The sequence below is a fragment of the Kribbella sp. NBC_01510 genome, from assembly GCF_045040325.1.
In the GTDB taxonomy this organism is placed as follows: domain Bacteria; phylum Actinomycetota; class Actinomycetes; order Propionibacteriales; family Kribbellaceae; genus Kribbella.
Genome location: NZ_CP109418.1, coordinates 6,606,850 through 6,626,740, shown reverse-complemented (window position 1 = coordinate 6,626,740; position 19,891 = coordinate 6,606,850). Strand labels below are relative to the sequence as shown.

Below are 19,891 nucleotides of genomic sequence, written 5' to 3'. Positions count from 1 at the left end.
AGCTTCGTCTTCGGTGATCCGGTGGTGCGCAGTGCCCGCATCGGCGCACTGATGTATGCAGATACACTATGGTGGTACGCAACGGTTCCCGCAAGAGCCGCGGTCGGACCAGGGCGCGCAGCGTCTATCACACGTCTGAAGAAAAACAGCAACTAGGTCTTGCTGATATCTCAACTCGCTCCTACTGTGATTTCAACCGGTCGCCGAGCGAAGGAGATCCCAGTGCCTCCCAGTCCCGATCCGCGCACGCCCGGCTGGCGAGTCGGCGCCGACATCGGCGGCACGTTCACCGATGTCATCGCACTGGGCCCAGCGGGCGAGGTGGTGCCGATCAAGGTCCCGTCCACTCCTCCCGACTTCGGCTCCGGCGTCGTGGCGGCGACCATCGGCGTACTCTCGTCGGCCTCCGCCGAGCCGGAATCCGTGGTCGGCATGCTGCACGGGACAACCGTGGCCACCAATGCGATCCTGGCGATGAACGGTGTCCGCACCGCGGTGGTGACGACGCGCGGTTTCCGCGACGTACTGGAGATCGGGCGCCTGCGACGGCCGGTGCTGTACGACCTGTCGTGGTCCAAGCCCGTGCCGCTCGCGCGACGCCGGCATCGGTACGAACTCGACCAGCGCATCACGGCCGACGGGCGTCTCGAGCCACCGGCCGATGACGAGGAGGTCCGTACGTTGGCCGCGCGGTTGCGAGCGGACGGCATCGAAGCAGTCGCCCTCTGCCTGATCAACTCCTACGTCCGCCCGGACGAGGAGCGCCGAGTCGCCGAACTGCTGCGGGCCGAGCTGCCGGGCGTCTATGTCACAGCATCGGTCGATGTATCCCCGCAGCCGCACGAATTCGAGCGCACGAGCACCGCGACGGTCAACGCGTACGTCGGTCCCGCGGTGCACGGTTACCTCACCCGGCTGGAGGAGGGGCTGCGAGCCGTGAAGGTGAGCGCCCCGCTGATGGTGATGCAGTCCAGCGGAGGACTGCTCGATGCGGCGTCCGTCGCACACCGGCCGGTGCAGATCATCGAGTCCGGGCCGGCGGCCGGGGTCACCGCCGTACAGAAGCTCGCGCAGCTGATCGGATTGTCGACAGTGGTCGCGTTCGACATGGGCGGGACCACGGCGAAGGCGTCCCTGATCGAGCACGGTGAACCGTTCGTGTCGGCCGACTACGAGGTCGGCGGCGGGATGAATGTTGCCCGTGGCATCAGTTCCGGCGCCGGGTATCCGGTGCGGGCGCCATCGATCGACATCGCCGAGGTCGGCTCCGGCGGCGGCAGCATCATCTCCGTCGACGCCGCCGGCGCGCTCCATGTCGGACCGGCCAGCGCCGGGTCGCGGCCCGGCCCGGCCTGCTACGGCCAGGGCGGTGAGCTGCCGACTCTGACCGACGCCAACGTGACGCTGGGCTATCTCAGCCCGCACGACCTCGCCGGTGGCCGGGTGGCGATTCATCCGGAACTGGCAGTGAAGTCGCTGTCGCCGGTCGCCGAGCAGCTCGGTGGCGACGTACCCGGCACGGCGCGCGGGGCGTACCAGGTGGCTGTGTCGAGCATGACGACCGCGGTCAAGGCAGTGACCAGCGAACGTGGCCGTGATCCTCGCGAGGCGACCATGGTCGCCTTCGGTGGCGCCGGCCCGCTCTATGCCGCCGCCCTCGCCAAGGAGCTGGGGATCTCGACCGTCATCGTGCCCGTGTATCCGGGCCTGTTCAGCAGCCTCGGCCTGCTCGTCGCCGACACCGAACGCCACGAGCTCACGCCGTACCGGGAGGAGTTCGCCGAGGTGAGCGCACTCGCCACGGAGTTCGGGCTGCTGGCAACGAAGGTGAGCGCAGACTTGGGACCCGGCGCCGTTGTGGATCGGCTGCTGGACATGCGCTACCACGGCCAGCGCTTCGAGCTCCGTATCCGGGTGCCCGACGGCCACCTCACCGACGACCTGCTCGCCGAGGTACGGGCCCGGTTCCATGCCGAGCACAAACGTACGTACGGCAGGGCCGGCTCGGACGAACTGGTCGAGCTGGTCAATCTCCGGGTCCGCGGCAGGCTGCTGACCGATGTGTCGATCGCCGACGTGCTCGACTCCCCCGTCGTCCGGACTCACGAGCCCACGACCCGCGACTGCCGGTTCGCCGAGACCGTGCGTACGCCGGTGGTGTCGCGCTCCGATCTCGGCACCGAGCCCGTGGACGGTCCGATGATCATCGAGGACATGGACGCCACCACCCTCGTCCCGCCAGGTGCGCGAGTACACCGTGACCGGTTCAACAACATCGTCATCACCTGGAGTCCCGAATGATCCGCGACGCCGTGACCTTCGAGGTCTTCCGCAATGCCGTCACCGGACTCGCCGACGAGATGGCGATCACGATCCTGCGGACGGCGCACTCGCAGCTTGTTGCCTCCAGCATGGATTTCTCCGCCGCGCTGTGCGACGCGCAGGGCCGGGTGATCGCCCAGGCCAACACCCTGCCGCTCCACCTCGGGTCCATTCCGGGCGCGATGGAGGCGATCTTCGACGCGTTCGGCGGCGCCATACGGCCAGGAGATCTCTACCTGCTGAACGACCCGTCCCTGGGCGGCATGCACCTGCCGGACATCTTCGCGGTCGCCCCGGTCTTCGCCGGCGAGGTCCTGCTGGGCTTCTCGGTCACGGTCGTCAACCACACCGACGTCGGCGGGTGGGCGGCCGGTTCGATGGCCGTGCAGTCGACCAGCATCTTCGCCGAAGGTGTGCAGATCCCGCCGTCGCGGCTGATCGACGCCGGCGTCCTGAACGAGACCTTCCTGCAACTGATCCTGCGCAACGTCCGCGAGCCCGAACTGCTGCGCGGGGACCTCGAGTCGCAACTGGCGGCCTGCCACACCGGGGCCGAAGGCCTGCGCGCGCTCGCGGCACGCCACAGTACCGAACGACTCGTCTCCCTCATCGACGAGTTGCTCGACTACTCCGAGACGTTGCTGCGAGCCGCGCTGGCCGAGGCGGTCCCGGGCACCTACGAGTTCACCGACCACATCGACGACGACGGCCTCGGTTCGGACCCGATCCCGATCCGGGTGGTGGCCACGCTGTCCGAGGCCGGGATCGAGCTCGACTTCACCGGTTCCGCGCCGCAGGTCAACTCCGCGCTCAACGCGACGGAGTCCTTCACCCGCTCGGCCGGCTATGCCGCCCTGCAGGGTGTCCTCTCCTCGGACATCCCGGCCAACAGCGGCTTCTACCGGCCGTTCACGTTCGTCATCCCCGAAGCCTCGATCCTGAACGGACAGCGGCCGGCCGCACGCGCTGCCCGTGGCCTCGTGGGCTTCCGGATCGTCGACGCGGTGCTCGGGGCGCTCGCTCCGGTCTTCCCCACCCGGGTGCCCGCCGCCGGAGACGGTGGGCCCAACGGGATCGCGATCGGCATCGTCGAGGCTGACGGCGACTCCACCGTGCTGTGGGATCCGCTGGCCGGAGCCTGGGGCGCGCGGCCCGATCGGGACGGTGTGGACGGGATCAGCGCGCTGGGCTCCAACCTGACGAACACCCCGATCGAGGAACTGGAACGCTCAGGTCACCTCCGCATCGACGGGTACGGCTACCTCCCGGACTCGGGTGGAGCAGGTCGCTGGCGTGGCGGCCTGGCGACGTTCCGGGACATGACGCTGCTGGCACCCGAGGCCACCGTGCAGATCAGGTCGGACCGGCGGATGTTCCTGCCCTACGGGCTGGCCGGCGGCGCGCCGGGGACACCTTCCCTCAACATCCTCGACCCCGACGGTCCGGACGAACGGGTGCTGGCGTCCAAACCGCATTTCGTGATGACAGCAGAAGACCGTCACCGGCATGTGACCGCCGGCGGCGGTGGGCACGGTCCGGCCTTCGAGCGCGCCCCGGAAAGGGTCCTCGAAGACGTCCTCGACGGCAAGGTCACGCACGCGGGGGCCGCCCGGGACTACGGCGTCGTCGTCAGCCAAGACGGCGTCATCGATGCGAGCGCCACGGCCAGGTTGCGCGGCCGGGTGCGCTGAAGCCCCACCCTTCCTTTCCACCGATTGGACCTGCGATGAGTTCGACCGCAGCTACCACCCAGACCTCCGTCGCACCTCAGACCTGGCGCAAAGTCAGCCTCCGGATCACCCCGCTGATCGGCCTCGCGTACGTGGTGAGCTTCACCGACCGCGCGAACCTCGGCTACATCGCCGCACCGATGTCGCGTGACCTGCACCTCACCAAGTCGCAGCTCGGCCTCGCCGCCGGCCTGTTCTTCATCGGCTACGTCCTCGTCGAGGTGCCGAGCAACATGCTGCTGCGCCGGTTCGGCGCACGGATCTGGATCGCCCGGATCATGATCACCTGGGGCCTCGTCACCGCCGCGACGGCGACCGTCGACTCGGAGGCCACGCTGTACGTCGCACGGCTCCTGCTCGGGTTCGCCGAAGCCGGCCTGGGCGCCGGAATCCTGCTCTACATCACGTACTGGTTCCCGCGCCGCCAGCGTTCCTGGGCCCTGTCGCTCTTCATCCTGATGACCCCGGTGTCGGCGATCATCGGCTCCCCCCTGGCCGCCGCGGTGCTCAAGTGGGGAGAGCAGGTGCTCGGTATCACCGGCTGGCGGGCGCTGTTCCTCATCGAGGGCGCGCTGACCGTCGTCGTCAGCATCCTGATCTTCTCGTTCCTGCCGGACCGCCCGAGCGACGCACGCTGGCTCGACGACCGGGAGAAGGCCGGCATCGAGAACACGCTGGCCGCCGAGGCCGCCGAACACCGCGCCAACGGTGCGCTCACCGGGCTGCGCGAGGCGTTGACCAGCGGCCGGGTCTGGGCGATGGCCGTGACGTGGTTTGCGATCGCGTTCGGACTGTATCCGCTGGCGTACTTCCTGCCCACGATGATCGCGTCCATCACGCACAGCATCGGTCCGGCCGGCGATGTCAGCAGCGTGCTGCTGTCGGCGATCCCGTGGGCGGTGTCCGTGGTGGCCCTGCTCACCTGGGCTCACTTCGCCGGCCGCAAGACCGCCGTCACGGCGACGGCCGTACCGTTGGCCTGTGGTGCGGCGGGGCTCGTGCTGGCGACCTTTACCAGCAGCGGCGTCCCGTTCGTCCTCGCGGTCTGCCTGAGTGTCGCCGGGATCATCTCCGCGATGCCCCAGTTCTGGCGGATCCCGGCGATCGGTCTGACCGGCGCGGCCGCCGCCTCCGGGATCGCGCTGATCAACTCCGTCAGCAACCTCAGCGGATTCGTCGGTCCCTACATCACCGGGGCCATCGCGGATGCGACCGGTAGCTTCTCCTACGCACTACTGACCATCGCAATCATCATGCTCACCGCCATGGCTGTCCTGCTGACCACAGGGCGCCGGATCGAGCGGCTGGACGGGAGCCGGTCTTGACCACTGCACTGATCATCGGCGATCTCCAACAGGGGATCACGAGCAACTACCCCTTCGCCCGGCAAGTCGTCCCGCCAGTCACCGACGTGCTGTCACGCGCCCGCGCGGCCGGAGTGCTCGTGGTGTTCGTGCACTTCGCCTTCCGGGCGAACGGGACCGACGTGCCGCCGGACAGTGCCCTGCTGAGATCGTTCTACGAGGCCGGGGACGCCTTCCACGAGGGATCGCCCGGAACCGAGGTCGACCTACCGGTCGCCGACGGGGACGTCGTCGTACTCAAGCGCCGCGCGAGCGCCTTCGCCGGCACAGATCTTGACCTGGTGCTGCGCGCGGCTGGTGTCAACAGTCTCGTGATCGCCGGCGTCGCGACCAGCGCGATGGTGGCCGCGACGTGCTACGACGCCGCCGACCGCGGCTACCAGGTGACCGTACTGCGGGACGGGTGCGCCGACGGCGACCAGGCAATGCACGACTTCTTCATGGACGCGGTCTTCCCCAGCCGCGGATTCGAGGTCGTCGATTCCACCGACTGGAACGGGTTGGACGCGTGAACGCCACGTTGCTGGACCGGCTCCGGACAGACCTCGACGTACGCCGGGAGTCCACCGGGTTGCGCCGCGATCTCGTTGCCTCAGGCATCCAAGGGCCGACCCTGCGCGTCGGCGGGGAGATCCTTGTGAACTTCGCCTCGAACGACTATCTCGGGCTCGCCGCCGACCCGGAGGTGCTCGAATCGGCGCAGCGGGCGCTGCGCGACCTGGGACTCGGGGTCACCGCGGGACGCGTACTGTGCGGCACGCGGGAGATCCACGGCGAGCTCGAGGCGGCCATCGCGGACCTGGTCGGAGCCGAGGACGCAGTGCTGTACAGCTCCTGCTTCGATGCGAACCTCGGCACCTTCGACGCCCTGCTCGGCCGGGACGACGCCGTCTTCAGTGACGCGCTGAACCACGCCAGTCTGATCGACGGCATCCGCTTGACGTCGGCCCGCCGGTACGTCTTCGGCCATGCCGACCTCGACGAGCTCGAACGCCACCTCGCCGCCTGCGCGGATGCCCGCCACCGGCTCATCGTCACCGACGGAGTCTTCAGCATGGACGGCGACATCGCCGCCTTGCCGCAGCTCGCCGAACTCGCGCAGCACTACGACGCGGCGCTCATGGTCGACGACTCCCACGCCACGGGTGTACTTGGCGCCACCGGTGCAGGCACAGCCGAGTACTACGGACTGGACGGCCGCATCGACGTACTGACAGGGACGCTGGGGAAGGCGCTCGGCGGTGGCGCCGGCGGTTTCGTCGCCGGGTCCCATGCTGTCGTGGAGACACTGCGCCAGGTCTCACGCCCGTACATCTTCACCAACGCGATGTCACCGCCCCTGGCCGCCGCGGCACTGACAGCGATCCGGATCGCGCGAGCACACCCCGAGCTTCGGGAACGTCTGGCCGCCAACACGTCCTGGCTCCGGACGGCACTGCAGGATCTCGGGTACGACCTACTGCCCGGTGAGCACCCCATCATCCCGGTGATGCTCCGCGGCGGCTCGCTCGCCCGCGACGTAGCAGCCGCCCTCCGGCGAGATGGTGTCCTCGCCTTCGCCTTGTCACATCCAGTCGTGCCCGCGGGCGAGGAGCGGATCAGAGTGCAGGTCTCGGCATCACACACCACCAACCAACTCGAACTCGCGGCGGCCGCCTTCGGTCGCGCGTACGCCGTCATGGCGGGCGTATGAGCGCCGACGAGGGGCTCCGCGCACCCACCAGCGCGGACAGTGCCGAGCTGGAGGGCCGGGTCGCGATCGTGACCGGCGGTGCGAGCGGCATGGGCCTCGCGACCGTGCATGCACTGGCGCGCCGCGGCGCGACCGTCGCAGTCTTCGATCTCGCCGCGCCTGGCCGCACCGAGCTGGCGTCGATGCTGGATGTGGGGGTGGACCGGGTCCGGTCGGTCGCGGTGGACGTCACGGACAGCGGCCAGGTCGACCGTGCGGTCGCCTCTGTGTTGGCGGAGCAGGCGCGGCTCGACATCCTGGTCAACGCTGCGGGCATCGCACCGCCGACGCCGTTCGAGGACATCACCGAGGACGAGTGGAGCCGCGTGCTCGCGGTCAATGTGAACGGCACATTCCTGTGCTGCCAGCGAGCGCTTCCCGCGATGCGCGACGGCGGCTGGGGGCGGATCGTCAATTTCTCCTCCACCGCCGGTAAGACCATCAGCACCGCCGGCGGCGCGCACTACACGACCGCGAAGCACGGCGTCCTCGGGCTCACCCGGCACCTGGCGAAGGCCTACGGGCCGGTCGGGGTCACGGTGAACGCCGTGTGCCCGGGTCTGATCGACACACCGATGGCGCGCGGCCTGTTGCCCGAAGGGTCGCTCGAGCGCGCGACCGCGTCCTACCCGGTGCCCCGGGTCGGCCTGCCCTGGGAGGTCGCCGAGCTCGTCGCCTTCCTCGCCTCCGACCGGGCCGCCTACATCACGGGCGCGGCCGTCGACATCAACGGCGGTGATCTCATCGTCTGAACCGACGGCGAACCGCAGAACTCCTTGGGAACTCAGCAGAAGGGCGAGCACCAGTGAGCACCATCAAGACCATTCATCACCGCATCGGCGGCCGGAAGACCGTCGGCGAGTCGAGCCGCACCGCCCCGGTGTGGGATCCCGCGACCGGTGAGCGCCAGGCCGAGGTCTACCTGGCCGAAGCCGCCGACGTCGACGCCGCGGTGCGGGCGGCCCGCGCCGCGCTGCCGGGCTGGGCCGAGAGCTCGGTCATGCGCCGCTCGCGGCTGATGTTTGCCTTCCGCAACCTTGTTGAGAAGTACCTCGACGACCTGGCCCGGATCGTCTGCTCCGAGCACGGCAAGGTCCTCGACGACGCCCGGGCCGAGGTCCTGCGCGGCATGGAGGTGGTCGAGTTCGCCTGCGGGATCCCGCAGTTGCTCAAGGGCGAGTACTCCGACCAGGTCTCGACCGATGTCGACCTGTTCTCCTTCCGCCAGCCACTCGGCGTCTGCGCCGGCATCACGCCGTTCAACTTCCCCGCGCTGGTCCCGCTGTGGATGCACCCGATCGCGATCTCGACCGGCAACACGTTCGTCCTCAAGCCCTCCGAGCGCGACCCGTCGGCATCCAACTTCCTCGCCGAGCTGTATGTGGACGCCGGCCTGCCCGACGGCGTCTTCAACGTCGTCCACGGCGACAAAGTCGCGGTCGACGCGATCCTCGACCACCCGGACATCGCCGCGGTGTCGTTCGTCGGCTCGACGCCGATCGCGCAGTACGTGCACGAGCGGGCGACCCGGAACGGCAAGCGGGTGCAGGCACTCGGTGGCGCCAAGAACCATGCCGTCGTACTGCCGGACGCCGATCTCGACCAGGCCGCCGACCACCTGATCGCCGCCGCGTACGGCTCCGCGGGCCAGCGCTGCATGGCGATCTCCGTCGCCGTCGCGGTCGGCGACATCGCCGACCCGCTCGTCGAGTTGGTGGGCAAGAAGGCGCAGGCCGTCAAGGTCGGTCCGGGGCTGGAGGCCGGGGCCGAGATGGGTCCGGTCGTGTCGCCCGAGGCGCTCGAGCGGATCAGGGACTACATCGGCCTCGGCGTCGACGCGGGCGCCGACCTCGTCGTGGACGGGCGCAAACTCGATGTCCAGGGCAACGGTTTCTTCGTCGGCCCGACCGTGTTCGACCACGTCACACCCGCGATGGACGTCTACCGCAACGAGATCTTCGGTCCGGTGCTGGTCGTCGTCCGGGTCGGCACGCTGGAGGAGGCGATCGACCTCGTCAACCGCAACCCCTGGGCCAACGGCACGGCGATCTTCACCGCGAGCGGCCAGGCGGCGCGCACCTTCCAGCGCTCCGTGCAGGTCGGGATGATCGGCGTCAACGTCCCGGTCCCGGTGCCGATGGCGTTCTACTCGTTCGGCGGCTGGAAGGACTCGCTCTTCGGCGACCATCACGTCCACGGCCCCGAGGGCATCGCGTTCTACACCCGTGCGAAGGCCGTCACCACTCGCTGGCCCGAGGAGACGACAGACGGCCCGCGCCTCCACTTCCCCACCGCGGTCTGACCCCTCCAGGCCGCGTCCCGGCACCCGATCCCCCGCGGGTGCCGCAGGTGCCGGCCCGCGCGAGCTACTTCGGGCGGGCCGGCACCGGCATCTCGATGCTGGCCCTGCTGACCGAGGCGCTCTTCGACAGGACCTGGAGGACGTCCTGACGCACGCGCTCGCAGCGCTTGTGCGAGGCGGCCCGGGTGGCGTCGGCGTCCCGGTCGCGCAGTCGCTCGAAGATGGCTTGCAGCTCCCCCGGCGGACTCGCGATGTCGGGCGAGATCAAGGTGGCCATCCGCAGGACCCGCTCCAGCTCGTCGAGCAGGTCCACGATCGCCTTGGCCAGCCGGTTGTTGCCGCTGTAGTTGGCGATGATGGCCTCGAACTCGATCCCGGCCTGCAGCGACTCTTCGAGTCCCACTTCGCCCGCGGCGAGCTCGAAAGACACCTTGGACAGGACTTCGAGCCGCCTGAGCGCCGGCGCCTCGACGCCTCGGCTTGCAGCGGCAGCGGCGGCCTCGCTGCACAGCAGTGTCCGCACCGCACACAGATCATCGGTGTCCTGGAGTGTGATCGGGCTGACGACGTACCCCGCGCGCGGAAGCGCGTTCACGAGTCCGTCCCGCCGCAGCCGCGCGAGTGCCTCCCGGACCGGCGTCTTGCTGATGCGCCATTGCTGCGCGAGCGACGTTTCGGTGAAGCTGCTCCCGGGCGGCAAGGTCAGATCGATGATCTGGCGCCTGATCGCCCGATAGGCCTGGCTGGTGCGGTCGAGGCCGCTCGCTTCGCTACCGACCAGCAGGAGCGCGGGAACGTGAGGCGTTCCCCGGATCACAGAATGGGTATCTGGCACTCCGTCAGCGTACCACCGAGCTGAATTGATACAGCAGCACCAGCGAATGGGCATGTCTTAAGATGTTTATGTTCCTTTTTGATATCTCAATGGGATAAACTCTGCTTGTGCAGCGATCTTGGACTCCCCCCGTGCGCGACCTCCCGACCATGGGTGCGATGAGCGCGCGCGACCGCGCGGCACGAAGCACCCACGACGGCGTGCGGGTCCTCCCGCTCGTGGGCGCCCCGGTGCTTCCCATGCCGGCGCATGTACGGCAGGCGGTCGCGGACGCGATGGACCAGCCCGACCCACGCAACAGCCGTGGCCTCCCCGAGTTGCGGATGGCGATCGCCGCCGAGCTCAGGCGCGACCACGGCCTCCGCGTCGATCCCGACCGTCGCCTGCTCATCACCCACGGAGCGATGCACGGCCTCTCATTCGTCCTGCGAACGATGCTCGCTCCGGGCGACGAGGTCATCGTCCCGACGCCTACCTTCTTCTTCGACGGCCTCATCCGCGAATCCGGCGCGACGCCGGCGTACGTCCCGTCCCTCGAGGGCGATGGCTGGGCGCTCGACCCCGCCAGGCTGGAGGCCGCCATCACGCCACACAGCCGCGCGATCCTCCTGTGCAACCCGAACAACCCGACGGGCTACCTGCCCGACGCCGCGACCATCGCGGCGGTGGTCGACATCGCGGCGCGCCACCGGCTCCTCGTCGTCTCCGACGACTCCTGGCAACACTTCACGTACGACGGTCGCCACTACCAACCCGTAGAGGCCTTCGCCGACCGCTGGCCGCACATCGTCACCATCACCAGTCTCAGCAAGTACTACGCACTAGCGACCTGGCGTCTCGGCTATGTCGTAGCGCCGCCGGCCATCATCGACGCGCTGGAGCGCCGCCTCCAATGGGAGGCGGTGTGTTGCGGCGTGGTTCCACAACGGGCCGCGGTCGCCACCCTGACCGGGCCACGCGACTGGCTCGACCGCGCGCTTTCGACCTACCAGGCCAAGCGGGACCTCGTCTGCGACGGCATCGCGGCGAGCGGCCTCCCCGATCCCGTGCGACCCGCCGCCGGCGCCTTCCTGCTCGCCGACTTCTCTCGCCTCGGCAAGACGCCGGCCGACATCGACCGCACGCTTCTGCGCCACGGCATCGCGACGATCCGCGGCGCCGACATGCACGCCCCCGACACCCACGTCCGCCTCACCTTCGGCTCAAGCAACCAGGTCCTCAACGAGCTGGTCAACGCCCTCACCCAAGCCCACCAAGAATCCGCGACAGTCCGCCCGTAGACGCGCAACGCTTCGCGGCGCACGAGAAGTTCTTCGTCGAGGACGTCCGCGGGTGGACGCAGTCGCGTTTCGACGTCGCACTACCAGCCGAACGTACGGCGTGTTCGGTGTCTCAGCGAGTGGCGAACTGGCGCTAGCTATTGGCCTTCGCCATCCGGACGTCTACGGCGCGATCTTCTCCGCGTCGCCCGGTGGGGGTTACAAGCCCCCCGGCGACATGCAGAGCACGCTACCGCGCACCTACCTCGTCGCAGGCACCGAAGAACCGTTCTTCCAAGAGAACGCGACCCGCTGGGCGGACGCACTCCGCGACGCAGACGCCGACGTCGTCATCACAGAACGGCCCGGATCACACGGCGACCCGTTCTGGCGCGACGAACTCCCGCTGATGGCGGCGTGGGCATTCACACAATGAAGCCACCGCCGTAGGTTGGCCGGCACAGGCCAAGGCCCTGCCGCGCCCGCAGATTCCTCTCATCCACCTCGAGCGGCAGGAGCGGGCAGGCCGCAGTTTGCCCTGCCGACTGGACCTGGATCGTGCCGCCGATGTCGGGCTCGCAGACCCCCGTCTTCCACCGCTACTACGACGCCGAAGGCAAAGTGCCGAACTTCTCCGCCGACGACGATGCAGCCCGCCGGTCGCTCGAGGGCGGTCCCCCGCCTTCCGCTGACCCAGTTGCCCAACGCAACTATCCGGCCGGCCACGGTCCGCGTCGCGGACCGTGGCCGCGATCGGCCCCAGCGGCGCACCTAGGACGCGACAGGCGCGGCCTTGTCGGCTTCGTCGAGATCCTCGTCGGTGACTGTGTGCGACTCCGACGTACCGCCCAGCTCTGTCAGCTTGTCCGACACCGCGGTCGCTTCATCAACCGGCGCCAGCACTCCGACGGCGGCCTTGCCATCGGTGAGCGCGGACCCGAGGCGTTCACGGGCGGCCTTGTCCATTCCGAGCCCCTTGTGGTGCAGCGCACCGACAAGTCCACCACCGACTACTCCGACAGCGAGGCCGACGGGGGTGAACAATGCCAGCGCCAGACCGATCCCCGCTCCCTTGCCAGTGCTGCGTTTGCCGACCTTTTCAGCCTTGACCTCGCCCTTCTCGTTCAGGACCAGAACCCCGATCGCATCATGCTTAGCGAGCCCGGAGTCTTTGAGTGACTGCGCAGCGGAATCCGCCGCGGCCTCGTCCCCGAAAATTGACAACACAACGATCTTGTTTCCCATGGGAATCCCTCGATAGGTGGCCAATCGCAACTGCGACATACTCGTTCTAGTGCGTCGGCCAGACCTACCGCCTCACCCCCGACGGATAGTTGGCTGATCAGCCGCCGCTGCCGGCAGCCACTGTGCGTCGCGAACTCGTCACCGAAGTAATCAACGCCGAGACGCTCGTACGACGTACTGGCCAGGCATCCCCGGACTTGCCGCCGAGACCTTCCGTGAGCGACCGTTCCGGCACATGATGCAATCGAGACCGACGGAAGGACCGGTTCGATGTCCAGCCTGGCGAGCTACACAACTTTGTACGTGACTGCGATCGGGCTGGCCGGGGACTCGGGCCTCGAGAACATCTTCGCGGTGCGGTGGGACGCCGGCGGGCGCGATCCGGAAGAGTCGTCGGCAGCAGACTTCATTCGGTGGCTCGACCATGGCGACGGCCGAGCATTTGTACGACGTACCGACGGCAGTAGAGGCCCCCGGGTTCGCGTCGCCTCCGACCGAGCGAGGCGCTACCTCCGCAGCCGCGACGATGAGGCCTCGCAGCAAGACGAACTGCTTCTCCTGCCGCACTGGAACGCCGGCAAGCACTCCACCAAGCACCTCAGCCGAAGCTAGCCCCGGGCAGTCGTTGGCACCTTCGTCAGTGCTCCAGCGCCCAGCCGATGCGGAGCGGCCGCGGAACGAGTAGTTGCCTCCAGCAACCTCAGCGCCGAAGCTGTGAGGCACAGCGCCGGATGCCTCGACGAGTCGAACGACTGGCGCCGGCCCCCCCCCGGCTGAGTCGGTCGCCCGCTGGAAGTGCCCGGCGTGCGACCTGGGAAGTGAGCTCCGTCTCTCTTTCAGGGTGGCGGTGATTTTCATAAGGAGGTTATGCATAATGGGGTTATGCAATCGGATGCCTCCGGCACTGAGTTGGTCGTGGTGCTCGAACACCTGGTGACGTTCATCCGCCAGGTCTCCACCGCCGGCGACCTCAGCGCGGCAGCCTCGTCCGCCCTGCACCGCCTTGGACGTGACGGACCACTCGGGCTGACGGAGCTGGCTCACGCCCAGCGCGCCTCCCAGCCGGGGATGACGCAGTTGGTCACCCGGATGGAACGCGAGGGCCTGGTGCGCCGCACCGCGAAGAGCGACGACCGCCGCACCGTGCTGGTGGAGGCGACCGAAGCCGGCCTCGAGCTCCTCAGGCGCAGGCGTGCGGAGCGCGCCGAGGCGCTGCAGCACCTGCTCAATCGCCTCGATCCGCAGGATCAGGCCGCTATCGCCGCCGCCCTACCCGCGCTCGCCCGACTCGTCGAGTCGCGGGCATCCGACTGACTGAACACGCCCACCGTGAGGAGAACCTGCAGATGACCGCGTCCCACGGGACAGCTCCGAGCCCGTTCAAGCAGCCGCGTGCCGTCTGGGCCGTGGCGTTCGCCTGTGTCGTCTCGTTCATGGGCATCGGGCTCGTCGATCCGATCCTGCCCGCACTGGCCGGCAGCTTGCACGCCACGCCGAGCCAGGTGTCGCTGCTGTTCACCAGCTACCTGGTCGTGACCGCGGTCGCGATGCTGGTCGTCGGCTGGGTATCCAGCCGCATCGGCGCAAAGCGCACGCTGATCGTCGGACTGATCCTGATCGTCGCGTTCGCCGCGCTCGCCGGCACCTCGAACACCATCGGCGGCATCGTCGGGTTCCGCGCCGGCTGGGGACTGGGCAACGCCCTGTTCATCGCGACCAGCCTCGCCGTCATCGTGGCCTCGGCCAGCGGCGGCTTCGCCGGGGCGATCATCCTGTACGAGACCGCGCTCGGCCTCGGCATCGCGGTCGGGCCACTGCTCGGCGGCGAACTCGGCAGCATCAGCTGGCGCGGGCCGTTCTTCGGCGTCGCGGTGCTGATGTTCATCGCCCTCGTCGCGACCGTCGCGTTCGTCCCGAACCTGCCGAAACCAGAGCGCAAGACATCGCTGGCCGCGCCACTCAAGGCGTTGCGGCACCGCGGCCTGCTGACCATGGGCATCATGGCGCTGCTCTACAACTGGGGATTCTTCACCATGCTCGGCTACGCGCCGTACCCCATGGAACTCAACGCCCACAAGCTCGGCCTGGTCTTCACCGGTTGGGGCCTGCTGGTCGCCGCCTTCAGCGTGTTCTTCGCACCGCGGCTGCAGGCGCGCTTCGGCACCGCGCCGGTGCTCTACGTCAACCTGTTCTGCCTCGGCATCGTCATGGCCGTGATCGCGATCGGCGTGAACACTCCGGCGGCGGTCATCGTCGCGGTCATCGTCAGTGGCGCGTTCATCGGCATCAACAACACGTTGACCACCCAGGCGGTCATGCTCGTCTCGCCGGTGGAGCGGCCGGTCGCCTCCTCGGCGTACGGCTTCGTCCGGTTCATCGGCGGCGGCCTCGCGCCGTTCGCCGCGGGCAAGCTCGCCGACGCCACCAACCTCAGCGTCCCCTTCTACCTCGGCGGCGTCGCCTTCATCCTGGCCATCGTCGTACTCGCCTCCGGCCACAAACTGGTCGCCGCAGCCGAGCAGGGCATGGTCGAGGGCGAGACCGTACGCCCGAGCCTGCATCCCGTCGGCGACACACCGACTGCTGCGTACCGACCGGTCATCGTCGCGGTCGGCGCCACCGACGACGCCGCCGAGATCGTCGACGCGGCGGCCATGATCGCCCGCGACGCCGGTCGCCCCCTGGAGGTCGTCCACGTCCTCGAGACCGCCGTAGTCGAAGAACTGGCCATCGACGCCGAGGACGCCGAGCAGGCACACGCCGCGGTCCTGGACCACCTCGACCGGCTGTTCGCGCAAGGCATCGCCGCCACCGGTCAGGTGCTCACCAGCCTCGGCGACCACGCCGCCGCTGGTCGGGTCCTCGCTCAGCACGCCGACGACGTCGACGCGCGCACGATCGCGGTCGGCCGGTCCCCGCGCGGGCCGGTGGCCCAGTTCGCCGACGGCAGCTTCACCAGCGCATTGACCCACGCCGCGGCCCGCACGGTCGTACTGGTCGAACCCGGCAAAAGCGCCGTACCGGTTGCCAGCCTGATAGCAGCGTCGCCAGGCACTGCACAGCAGAACCCCTAAGGCAGGCAGGCGATGAGACTCCGAGCGACGGTCGGTGTCATTGCCAACGCAACTATTCGGCCGGCCGCGTTCGTCGGGCCCGTGGTCGGCGTCCAAGCCGCCGCCACGGGCCTGACGGCTTCACTCAGGCCTTGGTTTTGCGGGCCCTCGGCTTGCGGGCGGCGGGATGCGAGCCGTTGCCGTTGCTCTCGGGCTCGGGCTCGGCCGCGAATGGGATGAACGGCATGGTCAACGGCAGGGCCGCCAGCCGCATCAGGAGTAGGACATTGTCGTCACCGGCGGTCTTGTTGAGACGGAGGCGCCCACAGTTGGTGCACCTGTGGATGAGGACCCAACGGCCCTCGCCACGGACCGTGACCGCGATCGGCTCCATGCCGCCGGCGCAATCGGCCTTGCGATCACCCGGGACGTTGCGGTCGAGATGGCGCGACCACAGACAGCTCGGGCAATGGTTGCGATGGGTAGTTCCAGGGGCGTCGAGAGAAACCTCTACGCCGCAGTGCTCACAGCTGAACGAACGTGCGAATACCAAACCGAAGAACCTTTCAGAGCGAAGCTGCTGGACAGGACAGACATCGGCTTCCCTCCTTCCGGTCCGCGCCGGCTCATCCGGCACACCGCCTCCAGCAGATCAGCCCGCCTCCACCAGCGTCAATCGATTAACTCCTGAGAACCATCGACGATTCATCCCCGTGCCGCTCCGCGGACGGTCGCCTGTTGCTGGGCTGTCAGGGCCAGGCGCATGGTTTCGAAGGTGTGCTCCTGCGGCGCGGCCGAGGCGGTTCGATCCCGTACGTCGCGAACCAGGTCCGCATAGTAGGTGGTCTCCACCTGCGAGCAGTCGACGTACTGCATACCTTCCTGGTTGACCAAGAACAGATGGTCACCACCATCCCGGCCTGCGATATCGACGTACTTACGCAACTCGATGTAGCCGTCCGTGCCGAGGATCATCAGGCGGCCGTCGCCCCAGGTGGGCAGACCGGCCGGCGTATACCAGTCGACCCGGATGTAGCCCTGGGCGTTGTCGCTGCGCAGCAGGATCTCACCGAAGTCCTGCAGACCGGGCTCGTCGGGGTTGGCGAAGTTCCCCACCGTGCTCGCCACGATCTCGGCCGTCCGTGCGCCGGTGAACCACAGGAACTGGTCGATCTGGTGGGAGGCGATGTCGGTCAGGATCCCGCCGTACCGGTTGTTGTCGTAGAACCAGTCCGGGCGACCCGCCCCACCACCGAGATGACCGCGGTCCCCCACGCGATGCGGCCCGATCCCCAGCGTCTGCACCACGGTCCCGATCCGGCCCTCGCGGACCAGCTCACCGGCCTTGATCACGCTGGGCACCTCGAACCGCTCCGAGAACGTCACCGACCAGAACCGCCCGGTCTGACCGACCGCCTTCTCGATCTCCTCCAACTGATCCAAACTCACACAGCCAGGCTTGTCGGTCATCACGTCCTTGCCGGCCCGCAACGCCGCCACGGCGATCGGCCCCCGCCGATCCGGTACGGCGGCGGTCACGATCAAGTCGATCCCGTCCCGGCCGAGCAACTCGTCCGGACTCTCGACCACCGCAACATCCGGATACCGCTCCCGGACCCGGGCCGCGATCGCAGCCGACGGGTCGTCGGTCGCCATCCCGACGAACTCTGCACCAGCCCCGATCAGGCCCGCGATCTGACCGAAGATGTGCGCGTGATCAAGCCCGACCGCGGCGAACCTGACAGCCTGCGTGGAAGTCACTCGTATTCCTCCCGGCTCGACGAACCTTCGACTGCCACTCACCCTATGCCAGTTTGGCAAGCGCTTGCCAACCCCTGGCGAGCCGTGGACGGGTCAGAGGGACGACACCCTTCGCTCCATCCGCTGCAAGGCGGAGCCGGAAATCTCCACTCCCCAACCAGGTGCGTCGGACAGCACCACCTCGCCGTCCCGCGCGACCGGGAACGGCTCGTAGACCCGCATCGCCGAGGCGTCCTCGATGGTCCACTCGTGGAAGAGGTTGCACGCCGGCATCGCTGTCACCAGATGCGCGGTGAAGATCGCCGTCAGCGATCTCCCCGACGAATGCGGTACGCACGGGAGCCCGGCAAGGTTGGCCAGATCCGCGACCTGCCGGGCGCGCGTGATGCCGCCGATGTAACAGACATCGGGCTGGATGACATCGGCCACGCCGTCCCGCACGATCCGTCCCATGTTCTCGACCGAGAACTCCTGCTCCCCCAGTCCGACCGGGATGTCAAGGGCGGCCGCGACGCTCCTGGTGTTCTCGTACTCCCAGAACGGCACCGGCTCCTCGAAGTGCAGGTAGTCGTGCTCCTCGAGCAGTCGCCCGATCCGGACCGCCTGGCCCGGGGAGTAGGCGCCATTGGCATCCGCGCTGATCTCGATGTCGTCGCCGAGCTCCTTGCGCAGCAAGGGAACCAGCTGCCAGGTCCGGCCGGTACGCGACTCCGCATCGCGACCGTTGCGCTCGCCGATCTTGATCTTCACGGCACGGAAGCCGTGCGCAGCGACGGCGGCGACGATCCGATCGACCTCCTCCGCCGGCGTTGTGTCGCGACGCATGGCCGAACCGTAGACCGGCACCGATGGCCGGAACTTTCCACCGAGCAACTGGTAGACCGGCTCGGACTTCGCCTTGCCCACCAGGTCCCACAGCGCGGTGTCCACGCCGGCCAGTGCCCGGAACAGGAAGCTGCCGAAGTACTTGTACTCGGCCCGTGCGCACTCCTCGGCCAGGGTCGTCACATCGAACGGGTCGCGACCGAGATAGTTCGGCGCGATCAGAGTGTGCAACACCTCCCCCGTGATCCGGGCCTCGGAGTGCGCGGTCTGTCCATACCCCACCAGCCCGTCGTCGGTACGGACGCGGACGATGCAGCCGTGGCCGTCGAACGTCTCGATCGAGATGATCTTGGTCAAAGCGACTCCGCCCTGGCCGGCAGCTTGTAGAAGGCCCGGGCGTTCTCCGTGTAGATGCTGTCCCGCTGGGCCGCGGGCAACCGGACCTGGAAGGCGTGCGCGGGATGGTCGAAGTCCCAGTGCGGATAGTCGGTGGAGAACATCACCTTGTCGGTTCCGCCGAGGTGTGCGAACACCTTGTGCAGGTCGGCCGGCCGATGCGGTTCCTCGATCGGCTGCGTCGTCATCCAGAAGTGCTCGCGCAGGTACTCCGACGGCCTGCGGCGAACGTGCGGAACCTCGGCGCGGAAGCGCTCCCAATGGGTGTCCATCCGCCAGGCCAGGGACGGCAGCCAGCCGAACCCGCCCTCGATCAACGCGATGCGCAGGTTCGGAATCCGCTCGAAGATCCCACTGAAGATCAGGCTCGCCACGTGGGCCTGGAACGCGCCGGACATCCCGGCGTGATCCTCCAGGTAGAAGGACGGCCAACCTGCCGCGCTGATGGGTACGCCTCGAACGCCACCGCCGTAGTGAATGCCGACGGGCAGATCGTGCCGGGCGGCAGCCTCGTACATCTTCCAATAGCGGCGATCGCCAAGCGGTGCGGAACTGCGTGCAACCAGAAGGATCTGCACGAACCCCGGGTGGCCCGCGAGCCGCTCGATCTCGGCGACCGCCTGCTCGCTGTGCTCGGCCGGCACGATCATGCCCGCTCGCAGCCGCGGCTCCGGCTCGAGCCACTCCTTGATCTGCCAGTCGTTGGTCGCCGCCGACAGGGCCGCGGAGAACTCGGGATCCATTTGGCTGCCGGAGGAACTGAGCGGACCGAGGATCCCGAACTCGACATTCAATCCGTCGAGATGTTGTTTCTGCATGAACCCCAGATCGGCACCCGCGGGCAGTCCGGACGGCGGGAAGGCGTCGTACCGGGCCGGCGATCCCTTGGGATACACGTTCCCCGAGTGCTGGCGCGAGCCGAAGGTCTTCAGATGGTTGAGCCAGCGATTCGAGAGGTAGGGATGCAGTGCGCCCGGTGCCATCACGTTGTGGATGTCGCAGTCGATGATCATCTGCTTCGCAGCGGTACGGCGTACGGTCCGCGGCTGCGTCTGTGTCTCAGTCAT

General features: G+C 68.3%; 18 protein-coding genes. 12 read left to right on the top strand and 6 right to left on the bottom strand.

Going from position 1 to position 19,891, the window contains the following annotated elements:
• Positions 1–222 precede the first annotated feature (222 nt).
• From OG558_RS32790 to OG558_RS32760, 7 genes are read left to right on the top strand one after another with little or no spacing between them, the layout of a single operon-like run.
• Positions 223–2,301 carry a hydantoinase/oxoprolinase family protein gene (locus OG558_RS32790; protein WP_405066436.1) on the top strand — a complete coding sequence of 693 codons (2,079 nt, stop codon included), beginning with the start codon at positions 223–225 and terminating at the stop codon, positions 2,299–2,301.
• Positions 2,298–4,013, top strand: a complete 1,716-nt coding sequence (locus OG558_RS32785) for a hydantoinase B/oxoprolinase family protein (RefSeq protein ID WP_405066435.1) — start codon at positions 2,298–2,300, stop codon at positions 4,011–4,013. The genes OG558_RS32790 and OG558_RS32785 overlap by 4 nt, the downstream gene beginning before the upstream one ends.
• Positions 4,014–4,048: 35 nt before the next feature.
• Complete coding sequence (locus OG558_RS32780) at positions 4,049–5,377, top strand: MFS transporter (RefSeq protein ID WP_405066434.1); 1,329 nt, start codon at positions 4,049–4,051, stop codon at positions 5,375–5,377.
• Positions 5,374–5,928 carry a cysteine hydrolase family protein gene (locus OG558_RS32775; RefSeq protein ID WP_405066433.1) on the top strand — a complete coding sequence of 185 codons (555 nt, stop codon included), beginning with the start codon at positions 5,374–5,376 and terminating at the stop codon, positions 5,926–5,928. The genes OG558_RS32780 and OG558_RS32775 overlap by 4 nt, the downstream gene beginning before the upstream one ends.
• The gene (locus OG558_RS32770) at positions 5,925–7,109 is read left to right on the top strand and encodes a glycine C-acetyltransferase (protein WP_405066432.1); all 1,185 of its coding nucleotides are present in this window, start codon (positions 5,925–5,927) and stop codon (positions 7,107–7,109) included. The genes OG558_RS32775 and OG558_RS32770 overlap by 4 nt, the downstream gene beginning before the upstream one ends.
• Positions 7,106–7,900 (top strand): SDR family NAD(P)-dependent oxidoreductase, encoded by a 795-nt coding sequence (locus OG558_RS32765; RefSeq protein ID WP_405066431.1) that lies wholly within the window; start codon positions 7,106–7,108, stop codon positions 7,898–7,900. Before OG558_RS32770 ends, OG558_RS32765 begins: the two co-directional genes overlap by 4 nt.
• Before the next feature lie 53 nt (positions 7,901–7,953).
• Positions 7,954–9,450 (top strand): CoA-acylating methylmalonate-semialdehyde dehydrogenase, encoded by a 1,497-nt coding sequence (locus OG558_RS32760; RefSeq protein WP_405066430.1) that lies wholly within the window; start codon positions 7,954–7,956, stop codon positions 9,448–9,450.
• Between the two features lie 64 nt (positions 9,451–9,514).
• On the opposite strand, the gene OG558_RS32755 is transcribed toward OG558_RS32760, so the two are convergent.
• Positions 9,515–10,285, bottom strand: coding sequence for a GntR family transcriptional regulator (locus tag OG558_RS32755; protein WP_405066429.1), 771 nt, complete (start codon positions 10,283–10,285; stop codon positions 9,515–9,517).
• A 158-nt stretch (positions 10,286–10,443) separates the two neighbouring features.
• Here OG558_RS32755 and OG558_RS32750 point away from each other — a divergent pair, with 158 nt between their 5' ends.
• Positions 10,444–11,565 carry a pyridoxal phosphate-dependent aminotransferase gene (locus OG558_RS32750; protein ID WP_405066428.1) on the top strand — a complete coding sequence of 374 codons (1,122 nt, stop codon included), beginning with the start codon at positions 10,444–10,446 and terminating at the stop codon, positions 11,563–11,565.
• A 52-nt stretch (positions 11,566–11,617) separates the two neighbouring features.
• Complete coding sequence (locus OG558_RS32745) at positions 11,618–11,980, top strand: hypothetical protein (RefSeq protein WP_405066427.1); 363 nt, start codon at positions 11,618–11,620, stop codon at positions 11,978–11,980.
• Between the two features lie 335 nt (positions 11,981–12,315).
• Here OG558_RS32745 and OG558_RS32740 read toward each other — a convergent pair whose 3' ends face one another.
• A complete protein-coding gene (locus OG558_RS32740) occupies positions 12,316–12,789 on the bottom strand; it encodes a DUF1269 domain-containing protein (RefSeq protein ID WP_405066426.1) in 474 nt (157 codons plus the stop codon).
• A gap of 270 nt (positions 12,790–13,059) precedes the next feature.
• Between OG558_RS32740 and OG558_RS32735 the strand changes: the two genes are divergently transcribed.
• The 3 genes from OG558_RS32735 (at position 13,060) to OG558_RS32725 (ending at position 15,863) form a co-directional block, all read left to right on the top strand.
• The gene (locus OG558_RS32735; protein ID WP_405066425.1) at positions 13,060–13,401 is read left to right on the top strand and encodes a hypothetical protein; all 342 of its coding nucleotides are present in this window, start codon (positions 13,060–13,062) and stop codon (positions 13,399–13,401) included.
• A gap of 270 nt (positions 13,402–13,671) precedes the next feature.
• Complete coding sequence (locus tag OG558_RS32730) at positions 13,672–14,103, top strand: MarR family transcriptional regulator (RefSeq protein WP_329477707.1); 432 nt, start codon at positions 13,672–13,674, stop codon at positions 14,101–14,103.
• A 32-nt stretch (positions 14,104–14,135) separates the two neighbouring features.
• Positions 14,136–15,863 carry an MFS transporter gene (locus tag OG558_RS32725; protein WP_405066424.1) on the top strand — a complete coding sequence of 576 codons (1,728 nt, stop codon included), beginning with the start codon at positions 14,136–14,138 and terminating at the stop codon, positions 15,861–15,863.
• Positions 15,864–15,987: 124 nt separating this feature from the next.
• On the opposite strand, the gene OG558_RS32720 is transcribed toward OG558_RS32725, so the two are convergent.
• The 4 genes from OG558_RS32720 to OG558_RS32705 form a co-directional block, all read right to left on the bottom strand.
• Positions 15,988–16,479 carry an RNHCP domain-containing protein gene (locus OG558_RS32720; protein ID WP_405066423.1) on the bottom strand — a complete coding sequence of 164 codons (492 nt, stop codon included), beginning with the start codon at positions 16,477–16,479 and terminating at the stop codon, positions 15,988–15,990.
• A 68-nt stretch (positions 16,480–16,547) separates the two neighbouring features.
• Entirely contained in the window at positions 16,548–17,603 is a 1,056-nt protein-coding gene (locus OG558_RS32715; protein WP_329477713.1) for a Gfo/Idh/MocA family oxidoreductase, read from the bottom strand.
• A gap of 93 nt (positions 17,604–17,696) precedes the next feature.
• A complete protein-coding gene (locus tag OG558_RS32710; RefSeq protein WP_405066422.1) occupies positions 17,697–18,785 on the bottom strand; it encodes a mandelate racemase/muconate lactonizing enzyme family protein in 1,089 nt (362 codons plus the stop codon).
• Positions 18,782–19,891, bottom strand: a complete 1,110-nt coding sequence (locus OG558_RS32705) for an amidohydrolase family protein (protein ID WP_405066421.1) — start codon at positions 19,889–19,891, stop codon at positions 18,782–18,784. The genes OG558_RS32710 and OG558_RS32705 overlap by 4 nt, the downstream gene beginning before the upstream one ends.

Excerpts from the sequence above, each read along its gene's own strand:
- OG558_RS32765 (WP_405066431.1), top strand. The coding sequence starts at position 7,106 with ATGAGCGCCGACGAGGGGCTCCGCGCACCCACCAGCGCGGACAGTGCC.
- OG558_RS32785 (WP_405066435.1), top strand. The coding sequence starts at position 2,298 with ATGATCCGCGACGCCGTGACCTTCGAGGTCTTCCGCAATGCCGTCACC.
- OG558_RS32735 (WP_405066425.1), top strand. The coding sequence starts at position 13,060 with ATGTCCAGCCTGGCGAGCTACACAACTTTGTACGTGACTGCGATCGGG.
- OG558_RS32725 (WP_405066424.1), top strand. The coding sequence starts at position 14,136 with ATGACCGCGTCCCACGGGACAGCTCCGAGCCCGTTCAAGCAGCCGCGT.
- OG558_RS32740 (WP_405066426.1), bottom strand. The coding sequence starts at position 12,789 with ATGGGAAACAAGATCGTTGTGTTGTCAATTTTCGGGGACGAGGCCGCG.
- OG558_RS32750 (WP_405066428.1), top strand. The coding sequence starts at position 10,444 with ATGAGCGCGCGCGACCGCGCGGCACGAAGCACCCACGACGGCGTGCGG.
- OG558_RS32730 (WP_329477707.1), top strand. The coding sequence starts at position 13,672 with ATGCAATCGGATGCCTCCGGCACTGAGTTGGTCGTGGTGCTCGAACAC.
- OG558_RS32780 (WP_405066434.1), top strand. The coding sequence starts at position 4,049 with ATGAGTTCGACCGCAGCTACCACCCAGACCTCCGTCGCACCTCAGACC.
- OG558_RS32705 (WP_405066421.1), bottom strand. The coding sequence starts at position 19,891 with ATGACTGAGACACAGACGCAGCCGCGGACCGTACGCCGTACCGCTGCG.